Source organism: Niallia taxi, assembly GCF_032818155.1.
Lineage (GTDB): Bacteria > Bacillota > Bacilli > Bacillales > Cytobacillaceae > Niallia > Niallia taxi_A.
In genome coordinates this window covers 352,501-368,619 of record NZ_CP102589.1, presented here as the reverse complement: position 1 = coordinate 368,619, position 16,119 = coordinate 352,501, and the positions used below count along the sequence as shown (strand labels likewise).

Sequence of the window (16,119 nt, the reverse complement as noted above, 5' to 3'; positions counted from 1 at the left end):
TGTTATGATATTTAGTGCTGATAATCCATACATCTATTGAAGGCAGCCGCTGCTTAAATAGATGGTGTTTGAAGAATACTAAAAAAGTGGTGACTGACTTTGATTTTTGTTTTTGATATTGGGAATACAAATATTGTGCTTGGAGTATATGATGGCGATAAATTGACTCAGCATTGGAGAATTGAGACAAACAGATTTAAAACAGAGGATGAGTATGGCATGATCATCAAATCCCTGTTTGACCATGTTGGTTTGAAATTCTCGGATATTGATGGGATTATCATTTCATCTGTAGTTCCTCCTATCATGTTCTCTTTAGAGAGAATGTGCCAGAAATACTTTAATATTAAGCCTTTAGTGGTTGGTCCTGGAACGAAAACAGGATTAAACATTAAATATGATAATCCAAAAGAGGTTGGTGCTGACAGAATAGTGAATGCAGTTGCAGCTATTCATGAATACGGCAGCCCGTTAATTGTTGTAGATTTTGGTACAGCAACAACTTTTTGTTATATAAACGAACATAAGCAATATATGGGTGGAGCAATTGCACCAGGCATTAATATTGCGACAGAAGCGCTTTATTCAAAGGCTGCTAAGCTGCCAAGAATAGAAATTGCCCGACCTGATGGAGTCGTTGGTAAAAATACAGTATCGGCAATGCAATCCGGGATATTATATGGATATGTAGGACAAGTTGAGGGTATTGTAAAAAGAATGAAAGAACAGAGCAAGGAAAACCCGAAAGTAATTGCAACTGGAGGTTTAGCTAACCTTATTAGTCAAGAATCAAATGCGATTGACATTGTAGATCCATTTTTAACATTAAAGGGGCTACAGCTTATATATAAAAAGAACAAAGAAAGCAAATAACACCATATTGCTGGGAGAAGATAATAAGAAAAGGGGTATTTTATGAGTGACTATTTAGTAAAAGCATTAGCTTTTAACGACCAAGTGCGTGCATATGCTGTAAAAAGCACAGAGACAGTTGCAGAAGCACAGCGCAGACATTACACATGGCCGACTGCATCTGCTGCGTTAGGGCGAACATTGTCTGCCACAGTAATGCTGGGAGCGATGCTAAAGGGTGATCAAAAATTAACTGTAAAAGTTGATGGTGGCGGTCCTATAGGAGCGATTTTGGCTGATGGTAATGCAAAGGGTGAAGTGAGAGGATACGTAACAAACCCTCAAACACATTTTGACCTTAATGAAAATGGAAAACTAGATGTAAGAAGAGCTGTCGGGACAGAGGGAACGCTTTCTGTTGTGAAGGACATTGGCATGCGTGACTACTTTACTGGCCAAGTGCCGATTGTTTCTGGTGAGCTAGGGGATGATTTCACCTACTACTTAGTAACTTCCGAGCAAGTGCCATCATCTGTTGGTGTTGGAGTGCTTGTAAATCCTGATAATTCAATTTTAGCTGCTGGGGGCTTTATCATTCAGCTTTTACCGGGTACAGATGACGAAACAATCACGAAAATTGAGCAGAGATTACAACAAATACCACCAATTTCAAAATTAATTCAAAGAGGACTTACTCCGGAGGAAATCCTTGAAGAGATTTTCGAAAAGGATAATATGAAGATTATTGAAACAATGCCGATTTCCTTTACATGTACATGCTCTAAAGAACGTTTTACTAATGCAATAATCAGTTTAGGTAAAGCGGAGCTAGAAGATATGATAGCAACAGATGAAAAGGCTGAAGCACACTGTCATTTCTGTAATGAAAAATACCTTTTCTCTAAAGAGGAACTAGAAGAGCTTCTTGAAGAAGCGAAGTGAAGATAAGAGCCAAGTGCAAAAGTGCACAGGCTCTTTTTTTTCTGTGTTATTATTAGTTTTTTACAGTAAATAATCCATTTGGGTTTTTTCAGAAAATAAGAACAAATCAATTGACAAAATAGGCATTCATTGATAAATTAATAATACAATACCAATTAATATACTCGGATTAAAGATAAGGGAGAGATTAAGAATGACTCGTATTGCTAACTCAGTTGTAGATTTAATAGGTCAAACCCCTATTGTGAAATTAAACCGTTTAACAGATGAATCAAGTGCAGATGTATACCTTAAATTAGAATATATGAATCCAGGGAGCAGTGTTAAAGACCGTATTGCTCTAGCAATGATAGAAGCAGCTGAAAAGAGCGGTGACTTGAAGCCGGAAAGCACAATTATTGAACCTACTAGTGGTAACACTGGGATTGGTCTAGCAATGGTTGCTGCAGCAAAGGGCTATAAGTCAATCCTTGTAATGCCTGAAACGATGAGTTTAGAACGCCGTAACTTGCTAAGAGCATATGGTGCTGAACTAGTATTGACACCAGGTCCTGAGGGCATGGGCGGTGCTATCCGCAAAGCAGAAGAATTAGCTAAGGAAAACGGTTATTTCCTTCCACAGCAATTCAAAAACGTATCTAATCCAGAAGTTCATAGAAACACTACTGGCCCAGAAATCGTTGCAGCTTTTGGTGATGATAGCGTGGATGCATTTATCGCTGGAATTGGAACTGGCGGAACAATTACAGGTGCCGGGGAAGTTCTGAAAGAAAAGTATAATGATATTAAAATATATGCAGTGGAACCAACGGATTCCCCAGTATTATCTGGTGGAAAACCAGGTCCACACAAAATCCAAGGAATTGGAGCAGGCTTCATTCCGGAAATCTTAAACAGCGAAGTTTATGATGATATCATCCAAGTAACAACAGAACAAGCGTTCGAGTACGCTAGAAAAGCAGGTAAAGAGGAAGGTATTCTTGGTGGAATCTCTTCTGGTGCTGCAATCTATGCTGCATTGAAGGTTGCTAAAGAGCTAGGCAAGGGCAAAAAAGTTGTTGCGGTTATTCCGAGTAACGGAGAACGTTATTTGAGCACAGCATTATATCAATTTGATGAAGAGTAATAGAAAAGAATAAAAGCGGCCTTCTAAGGCTGCTTTTTTTGTTGTCAAATTTTTTTGGTTTTCCTTCAATTCATCATGTATGATGATAAAAGAGAATTCGAAGGAGCGATAGTGAAGTGAAAAAATATAAGGTTTTTAGCAGAAGTATAAGCATTTCATATGAACAGTTTTATGAACAGTTTATCCAGATGGCTCAAAAAGCACAATATTATACCATTTTGGAAAGTGGAAGGGGCGGAAGATACAGTATTTCTGCAATGAACCCTATTGTCACAATGATTGGAAAGAATAATTCATTAGAAATAGCAGACGTTGATGGTACAACGATAATTAAAGGCAACCCACTCCATTCCGTTAAAAAGAAGATGAAGGAATATGAAGTGGAGAGTAACCATGAGTCTCCTGAGTTTCAAGGAGGAGCAATTGGATTCATCAGCTATGATTATATTCGCTATATCGAAGAACTTCCAAATCTAGCAACAGATGATTTAGAAACGCCAGATGTTTTCTTCATGCTCTTTGACAATTGGTATGTTTATGATTTGCAGGAAAATAAGCTATGGTTATCGATCCTTTACACTGACGAAAATATTTCTGCTGCGAAGGATGAAATAGAGACAGCAGTGGAGAGATTTCAAGAGCGGAAGGATTATAAGCTTCAAGCGATAACACCTGAAAAAACGGAGGGGCAACAAGTTTCCATAAAGGATAACGAGTTCCAGCAATCGGTTAGAAAAATCCAAGATTATATTGCTCAGGGAGACGTTTTTCAAGTGAACTTATCGGTTCGGCAAATGAAGCCTTTGGGTGTATCAGCTTTGGATGTTTACAATCAATTGCGCATTCTGAATCCATCACCGTATATGGGGTATTTTCACACACCAGAATTTCAGCTTGTTTCTGGATCACCTGAACTGTTAGTGAAGAAAAAGGGCAATGAGATTAGTACACGTCCAATAGCAGGGACAAGATCAAGAGGTAAGAATAATCAGGAAGATCAAAGGCTTGCAGATGAACTGATCGGCAGCGAAAAAGAACGAGCAGAGCATGTCATGCTTGTTGACCTAGAGCGAAATGACCTAGGCAGGGTAAGTGAATACGGCTCAGTTGAAGTTAATGAATTCATGGCGATAGAAAAGTATTCACATGTCATGCATATTGTATCAAATGTAAGAGGAAGGCTTGCTCCTGACTGTGATGAATATGATTTAATAGACAGTATGTTTCCAGGAGGAACGATAACGGGAGCTCCGAAAATACGAACGATGGAAATTATTGAAGAGCTGGAGCCTGTCAGGAGAGGGCCGTATACTGGTTCACTTGGCTGGATCGGATTTAATAACGATGTTGAATTAAATATCATGATTAGGACAATGCTCGTAAAGGATAATAAAGCATATGTACAAGCTGGAGCTGGAATAGTTATCGATTCTGTCCCGAGTAATGAATATAAGGAATCAATGAAAAAAGCCAGAGCTTTATGGAATGCAAAAGAGCTGGCAGAAGAGAAGTAGGTGGAAAAATGATATACATGATTGATAACTATGATTCATTTACGTATAATCTAGTGCAATACTTAGGCTCATTAGGGAAGGAACTGACCATCAGCCGTAATGATAAGACTTCTATTGAAGAGATTAGAAGGAAACAGCCGGAATATTTAATGATATCACCAGGGCCGTGTACACCAAATGAAGCAGGGATAAGTCTTGAGGCGATTAGTACCTTTGCTGGAGAGCTTCCTATTTTTGGAGTTTGTTTAGGTCATCAGGCGATTGCTCAAGTGTTCGGCGGCACAGTAATTCAAGCTGAAAATTTAATGCATGGAAAAACATCACTTATCCATCATGATAATAAAACCATATTCCGAGGACTTCCAAACCCCTTCCCTGCAACAAGATATCATTCTCTTATTGTAGAGAAGCACTCCTTGCCTGATTGTTTAGAGATATCTGCTTGGACTGATGCAGGGGAAATTATGGGCTTACGCCATAAAGAGCTGCCCATTGAGGCCGTTCAATTTCATCCTGAATCAATTATGACAACTGCTGGTATGGAGCTTTTGTCTAACTTTGTGGAGCTATATAAAAAAGGGGATGTATCCTGACCGTGTATATTTTTATAAATGGAAAAATCCTCCCTAAGGAAAAAGCAAATGTATCTGTTTTTGATCATGGGTTTATGTATGGAGTCGGATTGTTTGAGACATTTCGAACATATAACAAACATCCCTTCCTATTAGACAGCCATTTAGAGCGATTGAATAAGGGACTCGGACAGTTGAATATTACTCGCAGGTTTCAAAGGGAAGAAATAAATGCTATTATCCAGCGATTATTAACAGAAAACAGACTGGAAAATGCTTATATTCGATTCAATGTTTCTGCAGGAATAGGAGAAATAGGACTTCAAACAACTCCCTATAATGATGCAAACGTTATAATGTATATGAAACCATTACAAACAGCAGAAAAGCTGGTAGAGAAAAAAGCGGAATGGCTGAAGATAAACAGAAATACACCAGAGGGTAGTGAAAGGCTTAAGTCACACCATTATTTAAATAATCTTTTAGCGAAAAGGGAAATTGGTGATGATATTCTGACGGAAGGGTTTTTTCTGACAAAAGAAGGCTATGTGGCTGAAGGGATAACATCTAATCTTTTTTGGATAAAAGATAAGGTCTTATATACACCAAGTTTGGAAACGGGAATATTGAACGGAATCACTAGACAATATATCCTTGCACAAGCAAACCGAACAGGTTTAGAGGTAAGAGAGGGGCTTTATTTTCCTGAGGAGCTGTTACAGGCAGATGAGGTTTTCGCCACAAATTCCATTCAGGAAATTAGTCCAATCAAAAGTATTGGGTTGAAAAATTATAAAGGAGCAGATGGCCAAGTGGTACAAATGCTTCATAAGGAATACAAAAAAGGATGTTCGACATTATGGTCAATTGCTGAGCTTGGAGGTATTAGGTGATATGCAGGAAATACATTGTGGAAAGTATAGACTTCCCTTTAATGAAAAAACACTAATTATGGGGATATTGAATGTTAATCCAGATTCTTTTTCAGATGGAGGAAAGTATAATAATCTGGATAAAGCATTAAAGCATGCAGTGGAAATGGTAGAAAACGGTGCCGATATTTTAGATATTGGCGGGGAATCAACAAGACCAGGATACATCGAGATAACAGCAGAGGAAGAAATAGAGCGGGTTGCTCCTATTATTGAGTTACTCTCGAAGGAAGTGGATGTTCCTATCTCTATTGATACATATAAGGCAAGTGTAGCGAGATCAGCTATGGCAGCAGGAGCGCATATCATTAATGATATATGGGGAGCAAAACGGGAGCCGGAAATTGCTACTGTAGCAGCGGATTATGATGCGCCGATTATTCTTATGCATAATCGAAATGACCAGGACTATCAGTCATTCATAGATGATGTACTTGCTGACATGGAAGAAAGCATTAATATTTCTCTCAAGGCTGGAGTAAACAAAGATAAGATCATTCTTGACCCAGGAATAGGATTCGCTAAGAACTTAACAACTAACCTAGAAATGATGCGGAACTTGGACAAGCTTGTAGCGTTAGGTTACCCTGTTCTGCTTGGTACTTCAAAAAAATCTATGATCGGTAATGTTCTAGATTTACCAGTATCAGAAAGAATGGAAGGAACGGGAGCTACAGTATGCTTCGGTATACAAAAAGGCTGCCAAATTATTCGAGTTCATGATGTCAAGGAAATGACAAGAATGGCTCGCATGATGGATGCTTTAATGGGAAAGGGGCAGTACAGTGGATAAGATAGCATTAAACAAGATGGAATTCTATGGCTATCATGGGGTTTTTCAAGAGGAAACAAAACTAGGGCAAAGATTTATCATTGATTTAGAAGTAGAGGCAGATTTACAGCAAGCAGGCACAACGGATAACTTGGAGTATTCCATTAATTATGGGCAACTTTATTTTGATGTTAAGGAAATTGTAGAAGGTGAACCGTTCAAATTAATTGAAGCTGTCGCTGAAGCAATAGCTAAAAAAATGCTGAACAGCTACAATCGAATTCAAAGTGTAATGGTTCGTGTTATTAAGCCTGATCCACCTATTCCTGGTCATTATCAATCTGTTTCTGTTGAGATATTGAGGAAACGTTAATGAGTAACACTGCATATTTATCATTAGGTTCAAATATAGGTGAACGGCTACAAAACTTAAGAGAAGCTGTTTTTATGCTAGAAAAGAATGAAAGCATAGAAGTGGTAAGTGTTTCCTCCATTTACGAAACTGATCCTGTAGGGTATGAGGAGCAGGAAATGTTTTTAAATATAGCTGTACAAGTAAGGACTTCTCTTTCACCATTTGATTTATTAAGGGCTTGCCAAGATATTGAACAAAGGCTTGGAAGGAAAAGGTTATTAAGATGGGGGCCTCGAACAATAGACCTTGACATTTTATTGTTTAATCACGAAAATATAGAATCAGAGAAACTAATTATTCCACATCCAAGGATGGAGGAGCGGGCATTTGTGTTAATTCCGCTTATAGAGATAGCTCCTTTCGTGAAGGTACCGAATAAATCAACGCATTTAAAAGAAAGTCTAGAGCTTTTGCAGGATAAAGAAGGAGTAAGAGTATGGAGACATCAGAAAAATGGGGAAGACGTATTCGAGCTTTTCGAAAACTAAAAGGATATACACAAGAGAAGTTGGCGAAAGAACTGCTTGTGTCTGTATCGATATTGGGAGAAATAGAAAGAGGAAACAGAGTTCCCTCTGATGAGATTATTGACTCAATCGTTAGAGTTTTAAATATAAGCAGAGAAGAGTTAGATCCAAATGTTAATAGGTAATGCAAGAAGGAGGTAATTGCTTGTTTAAGATTGGCAATGTTGAGATGAAAAACCGTGTTGTTTTAGCGCCGATGGCAGGAATATCAAACTCGGCATTTCGCTTAACAGTAAAGGAATTCGGTGCTGGTTTGGTTTGTGCAGAAATGATAAGTGATAAAGGGATTGTTTCAAAAAACCAAAAGACAATGAACATGTTATATATAGATGAACGAGAAAATCCTTTAAGCTTGCAAATTTTCGGTGGAGAAAAGGATACATTAGTTGAAGCAGCTCGGTTTGTTGATAAGAATACTAATGCTGACATTATTGATATCAATATGGGCTGTCCTGTTCCTAAAATTACGAAATGCGATGCGGGTGCAAAATGGCTTCTTGATCCAAATAAGATTTATGACATGGTTTCAGCTGTAGTTGAAGCGGTAGATAAACCAGTTACAGTGAAAATGCGTATGGGCTGGGATGAAGAGCATATATATGCTGTGCGAAATGCCCAGGCAGTTGAGCGTGCCGGTGGTTCAGCAGTGTCCTTGCATGGCCGTACTCGAGTGCAGTTGTATGAAGGTCAAGCAAACTGGGATATTATTCGTGAGGTTAAGCAATCTATTAACATTCCGCTTATCGGGAATGGAGATGTGAACACGCCACAGGATGCTAAAAGAATGCTTGAGGAAACTGGTTGTGATGCAGTGATGATCGGCAGAGCTGCATTAGGTAATCCGTGGATGATTTATCAAACTGTGAATTACCTCGAAACAGGAGTGCTTTTGGAAGAGCCAACAGCACGTGAAAAAATAGATGTATGTATTCTTCATTTGGATCGTTTAATTAAATTGAAAAGTGAATATGTCGCCATTAGAGAAATGAGAAAGCATGCAGCGTGGTATTTAAAAGGAATCCCTGGCAATGGGAAGGTGCGTAATGCTGTTAATGAATGTGAAACTCGTGAGCAGCTTGTTTCTGTATTAAATAGTTTAGTACTAGAAACGAAGGAAAAGGAAATACAAGTAGGATAATTACCTTATTTCTATTGCATATACCTGACTAAAAGGCTGCCGGTGAAAAAAACTGGCAGTTTTTTTTCTTTTTTAGTGTCTGTAGTTGTAACATTGTGTAGAATAATAAAGTATGTAATTAAAGTTACGGTTTCCTTATGGGTGTCATACATAAATAAAGATAGTGGAGATGATTTTAGTATGAGTCATGAAGAATTGAATTTAAATGACCAATTACAAGTAAGACGAAACAAAATGACTGATCTTCGTGATCAAGGTATAGATCCTTTCGGTAAAAGATTCGAGCGTACTCACTTATCACAGGAATTGAAAAGCCAATACGATGGTTTTTCAAAGGAAGAGCTTGAGGAAAAAGGCATTCTCGTTTCTATTGCAGGAAGAGTAATGACAAAAAGAGGTAAAGGTAAAGCAGGTTTTGCTCATATTCAAGACCTTGAAGGGCAAATACAGCTTTATGTAAGAAAAGATGCTGTTGGCGAGGAACAATATGCTATCTTTAATACTGTTGACTTAGGAGACATAGTTGGTGTAGAGGGAACTCTATTCAAAACGAATGTTGGTGAACTTTCTATAAAGGTTAAGGATTTCACATTGCTGACAAAAGCATTGCGTCCACTGCCAGATAAGTTCCACGGTCTAAAAGATATTGAGCAGCGTTACCGTCAGCGCTATCTTGATTTGATTTCAAGTGAAGAAAGTAAGCATACATTCATTCTTCGCAGCAAAATCATCCAATCTATGCGCAGATATCTGGATGACAACGGTTATCTAGAAGTAGAAACACCTATGATGCATTCAATTGCAGGCGGTGCATCTGCGCGTCCGTTTATTACACATCATAATGCATTAGATATGCCTTTATATATGCGTATTGCTATTGAACTTCATCTGAAAAGACTGATTGTCGGCGGTATGGAGAAGGTTTATGAAATTGGACGTGTATTTAGAAATGAAGGGGTTTCTACAAGACATAACCCTGAGTTTACGATGATTGAACTTTATGAGGCATATGCAGACTATCGTGATATTATGAGTCTGACAGAAAACCTTGTAGCGCATATCGCTCAAGAAATACACGGAACAACTACAATACCATATGGTGAATATGAAGTTAATTTAAAACCAGAGTGGACAAGACTGCATATGGTTGATGCAATTAAACAATATACTGGTGTTGATTTCTGGCCACATATGACAGTTGAGGAAGCTAGAAAATTAGCTAAAGAAAATAATATAGAAATCAATGATAATATGACTTACGGACATATCGTCAATGAGTTCTTTGAGCAAAGAGTAGAGGAAAAGCTGATTCAGCCTACGTTTATTTATGGGCATCCGCTTGAAATTTCACCATTAGCGAAAAAGAATGATGAAGATCCACGCTTCACTGATCGTTTTGAATTGTTCATTGTAGGAAGAGAGCATGCAAATGCCTTTACTGAATTAAATGATCCAATCGATCAAAGAGAAAGATTCGAAGCTCAGGTGAAAGAGCGTGAGCAAGGAAATGATGAAGCACATCTTATGGATGATGACTTTGTAGAGGCTCTTGAATATGGTATGCCTCCTACAGGTGGACTAGGAATCGGTATCGATAGACTAGTTATGCTTTTGACAAATGCACCATCAATTAGAGACGTACTATTATTCCCGTTAATGAGACATCGCTCATAATTGTTAAAGCCCCGGAATGCACTGTCATTCCGGGGCTTTTAATTTAATAAAAACATTTAGGTTGTCTGTTGGTTTTAGACCAATTCTTCTGGGCAAAATGGAGATATAGTTATTAGAATATTTTTTCTTTAAAAAAATAGTTGCATCCTACTAAATACGGTGGTATATTTATATTCGTTGCTGAAACAAGATAGTAACGAAAATGAAAAATAAATTTAAAAAACTGTTGACTATATAAATGACTTCTGGTAATATTAACAAAGTCGTCTGATAGCGATAGATAATTGCTCTTTGAAAACTGAACAAACAAACGTCAACAATAATCGTTTTTATAACTTTCGTTATAGAAACAAAACAAGTAACAAAAGCTAGAGTTTAGCAATGAGCTAATCTTACTCTTTATCGGAGAGTTTGATCCTGGCTCAGGACGAACGCTGGCGGCGTGCCTAATACATGCAAGTCGAGCGGACTTAAAAAGCTTGCTTTTTAAGTTAGCGGCGGACGGGTGAGTAACACGTGGGCAACCTGCCTGTAAGACTGGGATAACTTCGGGAAACCGGAGCTAATACCGGATAATCCTTTTCTACTCATGTAGAAAAGCTGAAAGACGGTTTACGCTGTCACTTACAGATGGGCCCGCGGCGCATTAGCTAGTTGGTGAGGTAACGGCTCACCAAGGCGACGATGCGTAGCCGACCTGAGAGGGTGATCGGCCACACTGGGACTGAGACACGGCCCAGACTCCTACGGGAGGCAGCAGTAGGGAATCTTCCGCAATGGACGAAAGTCTGACGGAGCAACGCCGCGTGAGTGATGAAGGTTTTCGGATCGTAAAACTCTGTTGTTAGGGAAGAACAAGTACGAGAGTAACTGCTCGTACCTTGACGGTACCTAACCAGAAAGCCACGGCTAACTACGTGCCAGCAGCCGCGGTAATACGTAGGTGGCAAGCGTTGTCCGGAATTATTGGGCGTAAAGCGCGCGCAGGCGGTCCTTTAAGTCTGATGTGAAAGCCCACGGCTCAACCGTGGAGGGTCATTGGAAACTGGGGGACTTGAGTGCAGAAGAGAAGAGTGGAATTCCACGTGTAGCGGTGAAATGCGTAGAGATGTGGAGGAACACCAGTGGCGAAGGCGACTCTTTGGTCTGTAACTGACGCTGAGGCGCGAAAGCGTGGGGAGCAAACAGGATTAGATACCCTGGTAGTCCACGCCGTAAACGATGAGTGCTAAGTGTTAGAGGGTTTCCGCCCTTTAGTGCTGCAGCAAACGCATTAAGCACTCCGCCTGGGGAGTACGGCCGCAAGGCTGAAACTCAAAGGAATTGACGGGGGCCCGCACAAGCGGTGGAGCATGTGGTTTAATTCGAAGCAACGCGAAGAACCTTACCAGGTCTTGACATCTCCTGACAATCCTAGAGATAGGACGTTCCCCTTCGGGGGACAGGATGACAGGTGGTGCATGGTTGTCGTCAGCTCGTGTCGTGAGATGTTGGGTTAAGTCCCGCAACGAGCGCAACCCTTGATCTTAGTTGCCAGCATTTAGTTGGGCACTCTAAGGTGACTGCCGGTGACAAACCGGAGGAAGGTGGGGATGACGTCAAATCATCATGCCCCTTATGACCTGGGCTACACACGTGCTACAATGGATGGTACAAAGGGCAGCAAAACCGCGAGGTCGAGCCAATCCCATAAAACCATTCTCAGTTCGGATTGTAGGCTGCAACTCGCCTACATGAAGCTGGAATCGCTAGTAATCGCGGATCAGCATGCCGCGGTGAATACGTTCCCGGGCCTTGTACACACCGCCCGTCACACCACGAGAGTTTGTAACACCCGAAGTCGGTGGGGTAACCCTTCTGGGAGCCAGCCGCCTAAGGTGGGATAGATGATTGGGGTGAAGTCGTAACAAGGTAGCCGTATCGGAAGGTGCGGCTGGATCACCTCCTTTCTAAGGAAAAATGGATTTATTCCATTCATAGATTGTTGACAGTTTGTTGTTCAGTTTTGAGGGAGCAATTCCTCATGATATAAAATTGTTCTTTGAAAACTAAATCATATAGAAGAAAAACCAAGATAAAACCGAGTAATCGCCATCTTAGATTCTCTATTAATTAGAGAAATTGAGGGTAAAGAGAAACGAGCAGGTCGAGGAAGCGACGGAGTGAGCACCGGAGCGTACGAGAGTACGTGAGGAGCACAGCGAAGAAGCTGACAAAGAAATGCGAAGTTTATCTTTAGCCGAAAACAAGTTAAGTTAGAAAGGGCGCACGGTGGATGCCTTGGCACTAGGAGCCGATGAAGGACGGGACTAACACCGATATGCTTCGGGGAGCTGTAAGTAAGCTTTGATCCGGAGATTTCCGAATGGGGAAACCCACTATCCGTAATGGGATAGTATCGTTACTTGAATACATAGAGTAACTGAAGGCAGACCCGGGGAACTGAAACATCTAAGTACCCGGAGGAAGAGAAAGCAAACGCGATTCCCTTAGTAGCGGCGAGCGAAACGGGATTAGCCCAAACCAAGAGGCTTGCCTCTTGGGGTTGTAGGACACTCTACATGGAGTTACAAAGGAACGGGGTAGATGAATAGGTCTGGAAAGGCCAGTCACAGAAGGTAAAAACCCTGTAGTCGAAACTTCGTTCCCTCCTGAGTGGATCCTGAGTACGGCGGGACACGAGAAATCCCGTCGGAAGCAGGGAGGACCATCTCCCAAGGCTAAATACTCCCTAGTGACCGATAGTGAACCAGTACCGTGAGGGAAAGGTGAAAAGCACCCCGGAAGGGGAGTGAAATAGATCCTGAAACCGTGTGCCTACAAGTAGTTAGAGCCCATTAATGGGTGATAGCGTGCCTTTTGTAGAATGAACCGGCGAGTTACGATTACATGCAAGGTTAAGTTGAAGAGACGGAGCCGCAGCGAAAGCGAGTCTGAATAGGGCGATAGAGTATGTGGTCGTAGACCCGAAACCAGGTGATCTACCCATGTCCAGGGTGAAGTCCAGGTAACACTGGATGGAGGCCCGAACCCACGCACGTTGAAAAGTGCGGGGATGAGGTGTGGGTAGCGGAGAAATTCCAATCGAACTTGGAGATAGCTGGTTCTCTCCGAAATAGCTTTAGGGCTAGCCTCAAGGTAAGAGTATTGGAGGTAGAGCACTGTTTGGACTAGGGGCCCCCATCGGGTTACCGAATTCAGACAAACTCCGAATGCCAAATACTTATCCTTGGGAGTCAGACTGCGAGTGATAAGATCCGTAGTCAAGAGGGAAACAGCCCAGACCACCAGCTAAGGTCCCAAAGTATACGTTAAGTGGAAAAGGATGTGGAGTTGCTTAGACAACCAGGATGTTGGCTTAGAAGCAGCCACCATTTAAAGAGTGCGTAATAGCTCACTGGTCGAGTGACTCTGCGCCGAAAATGTACCGGGGCTAAACGTATCACCGAAGCTGTGGATTGACATCTATGATGTCAGTGGTAGGAGAGCGTTCTAAGGGCGTTGAAGCTAGACCGTAAGGACTGGTGGAGCGCTTAGAAGTGAGAATGCCGGTATGAGTAGCGAAAGATGAGTGAGAATCTCATCCACCGAATGCCTAAGGTTTCCTGAGGAAGGCTCGTCCACTCAGGGTTAGTCGGGACCTAAGCCGAGGCTGAAGAGCGTAGGCGATGGACAACAGGTTGATATTCCTGTACCACCTTATGAATCGTTTGAGCGATGGGGGGACGCAGGAGGATAGGGTAAGCGTGCTGTTGGATTAGCACGTCCAAGCAGTTAGGCTGGTAATGAGGCAAATCCCATTACCGTGAAGGCGGAGCTGTGACGGCGAGGGAAATATAGTACCGAAGTTCCTGATTCCACACTGCCAAGAAAAGCCTCTAGCGAGATTCAAGGTGCCCGTACCGCAAACCGACACAGGTAGGCGAGGAGAGAATCCTAAGGTGAGCGAGAGAACTCTCGTTAAGGAACTCGGCAAAATGACCCCGTAACTTCGGGAGAAGGGGTGCTCTTTTGGGTGCAAGCCCGAGAGAGCCGCAGTGAATAGGCCCAGGCGACTGTTTAGCAAAAACACAGGTCTCTGCGAAGCCGTAAGGCGAAGTATAGGGGCTGACACCTGCCCGGTGCTGGAAGGTTAAGAGGAGGGGTTAGCGTTCGCGCGAAGCTCTGAATTGAAGCCCCAGTAAACGGCGGCCGTAACTATAACGGTCCTAAGGTAGCGAAATTCCTTGTCGGGTAAGTTCCGACCCGCACGAAAGGTGTAACGATCTGGGCACTGTCTCAACGAGAGACTCGGTGAAATTATAGTACCTGTGAAGATGCAGGTTACCCGCGACAGGACGGAAAGACCCCGTGGAGCTTTACTGTAGCCTGATATTGAATTTTGGTACAGCTTGTACAGGATAGGTAGGAGCCTTGGAAGCCGGAGCGCCAGCTTCGGTGGAGGCATTGGTGGGATACTACCCTGGCTGTATTGACATTCTAACCCGCACCCCTTATCGGGGTGGGAGACAGTGTCAGGTGGGCAGTTTGACTGGGGCGGTCGCCTCCTAAAAAGTAACGGAGGCGCCCAAAGGTTCCCTCAGAATGGTTGGAAATCATTCGTAGAGTGTAAAGGCACAAGGGAGCTTGACTGCGAGACCTACAAGTCGAGCAGGGACGAAAGTCGGGCTTAGTGATCCGGTGGTTCCGCATGGAAGGGCCATCGCTCAACGGATAAAAGCTACCCCGGGGATAACAGGCTTATCTCCCCCAAGAGTCCACATCGACGGGGAGGTTTGGCACCTCGATGTCGGCTCATCGCATCCTGGGGCTGTAGTCGGTCCCAAGGGTTGGGCTGTTCGCCCATTAAAGCGGTACGCGAGCTGGGTTCAGAACGTCGTGAGACAGTTCGGTCCCTATCCGTCGTGGGCGTAGGAAATTTGAGAGGAGCTGTCCTTAGTACGAGAGGACCGGGATGGACGCACCGCTGGTGTACCAGTTGTCTTGCCAAAGGCATAGCTGGGTAGCTATGTGCGGAAGGGATAAGTGCTGAAAGCATCTAAGCATGAAGCCCCCCTCGAGATGAGATTTCCCATAGCGTAAGCTAGTAAGATCCCTGAAAGATGATCAGGTTGATAGGTTTGAGGTGGAAGCGTGGTGACACGTGGAGCTGACAAATACTAATAGATCGAGGACTTAACTAAAAAGATTACTTGGTTCCTGTGTTTTTCTTCCTATATGATTTAGTTTTGAGAGAACAACTCATAAAAACATAATAGTCTGGTGGCGATAGCGAGAAGGTCACACCCGTTCCCATACCGAACACGGAAGTTAAGCTTCTCAGCGCCGATGGTAGTTGGGGGTTCTCCCCCTGTGAGAGTAGGACGTCGCCAGGCATATAACGGAGGATTAGCTCAGCTGGGAGAGCATCTGCCTTACAAGCAGAGGGTCGGCGGTTCGATCCCGTCATCCTCCACCATATATACGCCGATGTAGCTCAATTGGTAGAGCAACTGACTTGTAATCAGTAGGTTGGGGGTTCAAGTCCTCTCGTCGGCACCATCTTTTTAAAATGAGATGAGTCATTAGCTCAGTTGGTAGAGCATCTGACTTTTAATCAGAGGGTCGCAGGTTCGAATCCTGCATGACTCACCATAATGCGGGTGTGGCGGAATT

General features: G+C 42.3%; 12 protein-coding genes, 4 tRNA genes and 3 rRNA genes (1 of these 19 only partly in view). All 19 read left to right on the top strand.

Going from position 1 to position 16,119, the window contains the following annotated elements; translation table 11 throughout:
* Positions 1-99: 99 nt before the first annotated feature.
* On the top strand, positions 100-873 hold the full coding sequence (locus tag NQZ71_RS01915) for a type III pantothenate kinase (RefSeq protein WP_144458390.1): 774 nt from the start codon (positions 100-102) through the stop codon (positions 871-873).
* Between the two features lie 42 nt (positions 874-915).
* Entirely contained in the window at positions 916-1,794 is an 879-nt protein-coding gene (gene hslO, locus NQZ71_RS01910; protein ID WP_144458391.1) for an Hsp33 family molecular chaperone HslO, read from the top strand.
* A gap of 193 nt (positions 1,795-1,987) precedes the next feature.
* A complete protein-coding gene (gene cysK, locus NQZ71_RS01905; RefSeq protein WP_260055619.1) occupies positions 1,988-2,920 on the top strand; it encodes a cysteine synthase A in 933 nt (310 codons plus the stop codon).
* A 116-nt stretch (positions 2,921-3,036) separates the two neighbouring features.
* Positions 3,037-4,434: an anthranilate synthase component I family protein gene (locus NQZ71_RS01900; protein WP_317011225.1), complete on the top strand. Its 1,398-nt coding sequence runs from the start codon at positions 3,037-3,039 to the stop codon at positions 4,432-4,434.
* A gap of 8 nt (positions 4,435-4,442) precedes the next feature.
* Positions 4,443-5,027 carry an aminodeoxychorismate/anthranilate synthase component II gene (pabA, locus tag NQZ71_RS01895; RefSeq protein ID WP_275009699.1) on the top strand — a complete coding sequence of 195 codons (585 nt, stop codon included), beginning with the start codon at positions 4,443-4,445 and terminating at the stop codon, positions 5,025-5,027.
* A 2-nt stretch (positions 5,028-5,029) separates the two neighbouring features.
* Positions 5,030-5,899 (top strand): aminodeoxychorismate lyase, encoded by an 870-nt coding sequence (gene pabC, locus NQZ71_RS01890; RefSeq protein ID WP_317011224.1) that lies wholly within the window; start codon positions 5,030-5,032, stop codon positions 5,897-5,899.
* Position 5,900: 1 nt separating this feature from the next.
* Positions 5,901-6,731: a dihydropteroate synthase gene (gene folP / locus NQZ71_RS01885; protein ID WP_317011223.1), complete on the top strand. Its 831-nt coding sequence runs from the start codon at positions 5,901-5,903 to the stop codon at positions 6,729-6,731.
* Entirely contained in the window at positions 6,724-7,083 is a 360-nt protein-coding gene (gene folB / locus NQZ71_RS01880) for a dihydroneopterin aldolase (RefSeq protein ID WP_144458397.1), read from the top strand. The genes folP and folB overlap by 8 nt, the downstream gene beginning before the upstream one ends.
* Positions 7,083-7,613: a 2-amino-4-hydroxy-6-hydroxymethyldihydropteridine diphosphokinase gene (gene folK / locus NQZ71_RS01875; protein ID WP_317011222.1), complete on the top strand. Its 531-nt coding sequence runs from the start codon at positions 7,083-7,085 to the stop codon at positions 7,611-7,613. Before folB ends, folK begins: the two co-directional genes overlap by 1 nt.
* The gene (locus NQZ71_RS01870) at positions 7,562-7,777 is read left to right on the top strand and encodes a helix-turn-helix domain-containing protein (protein WP_127742490.1); all 216 of its coding nucleotides are present in this window, start codon (positions 7,562-7,564) and stop codon (positions 7,775-7,777) included. The genes folK and NQZ71_RS01870 overlap by 52 nt, the downstream gene beginning before the upstream one ends.
* A 20-nt stretch (positions 7,778-7,797) precedes the next feature.
* Positions 7,798-8,790 carry a tRNA dihydrouridine synthase DusB gene (gene dusB / locus NQZ71_RS01865; RefSeq protein ID WP_144458399.1) on the top strand — a complete coding sequence of 331 codons (993 nt, stop codon included), beginning with the start codon at positions 7,798-7,800 and terminating at the stop codon, positions 8,788-8,790.
* A 180-nt stretch (positions 8,791-8,970) separates the two neighbouring features.
* Complete coding sequence (gene lysS, locus NQZ71_RS01860) at positions 8,971-10,464, top strand: lysine--tRNA ligase (protein ID WP_144458400.1); 1,494 nt, start codon at positions 8,971-8,973, stop codon at positions 10,462-10,464.
* 399 nt (positions 10,465-10,863) lie between these two features.
* Positions 10,864-12,413, top strand: a 16S ribosomal RNA gene (locus NQZ71_RS01855).
* 299 nt (positions 12,414-12,712) lie between these two features.
* A 23S ribosomal RNA gene (locus NQZ71_RS01850) occupies positions 12,713-15,647 on the top strand.
* 75 nt (positions 15,648-15,722) lie between these two features.
* Positions 15,723-15,839, top strand: a 5S ribosomal RNA gene (gene rrf, locus NQZ71_RS01845).
* Together the 16S, 23S and 5S rRNA genes with 4 tRNA genes alongside form the textbook arrangement of a ribosomal RNA operon.
* Positions 15,840-15,846: 7 nt before the next feature.
* Positions 15,847-15,922: transfer RNA gene (locus tag NQZ71_RS01840), tRNA-Val, on the top strand.
* 7 nt (positions 15,923-15,929) lie between these two features.
* Positions 15,930-16,005 (top strand) — tRNA-Thr (locus NQZ71_RS01835).
* Between the two features lie 17 nt (positions 16,006-16,022).
* A tRNA-Lys gene (locus tag NQZ71_RS01830) sits at positions 16,023-16,098 on the top strand.
* A gap of 4 nt (positions 16,099-16,102) precedes the next feature.
* Positions 16,103-16,119 (top strand) — tRNA-Leu (locus NQZ71_RS01825); it runs 68 nt beyond the window's last position.

What these genes read in the sequence shown, in the direction of transcription:
- pabA (WP_275009699.1), top strand. Translation starts at nt 4,443, where the DNA reads ATGATATACATGATTGATAACTATGATTCATTTACGTATAATCTAGTG.
- cysK (WP_260055619.1), top strand. Translation starts at nt 1,988, where the DNA reads ATGACTCGTATTGCTAACTCAGTTGTAGATTTAATAGGTCAAACCCCT.
- hslO (WP_144458391.1), top strand. Translation starts at nt 916, where the DNA reads ATGAGTGACTATTTAGTAAAAGCATTAGCTTTTAACGACCAAGTGCGT.
- lysS (WP_144458400.1), top strand. Translation starts at nt 8,971, where the DNA reads ATGAGTCATGAAGAATTGAATTTAAATGACCAATTACAAGTAAGACGA.
- NQZ71_RS01870 (WP_127742490.1), top strand. Translation starts at nt 7,562, where the DNA reads ATGGAGACATCAGAAAAATGGGGAAGACGTATTCGAGCTTTTCGAAAA.
- folK (WP_317011222.1), top strand. Translation starts at nt 7,083, where the DNA reads ATGAGTAACACTGCATATTTATCATTAGGTTCAAATATAGGTGAACGG.
- folP (WP_317011223.1), top strand. Translation starts at nt 5,901, where the DNA reads ATGCAGGAAATACATTGTGGAAAGTATAGACTTCCCTTTAATGAAAAA.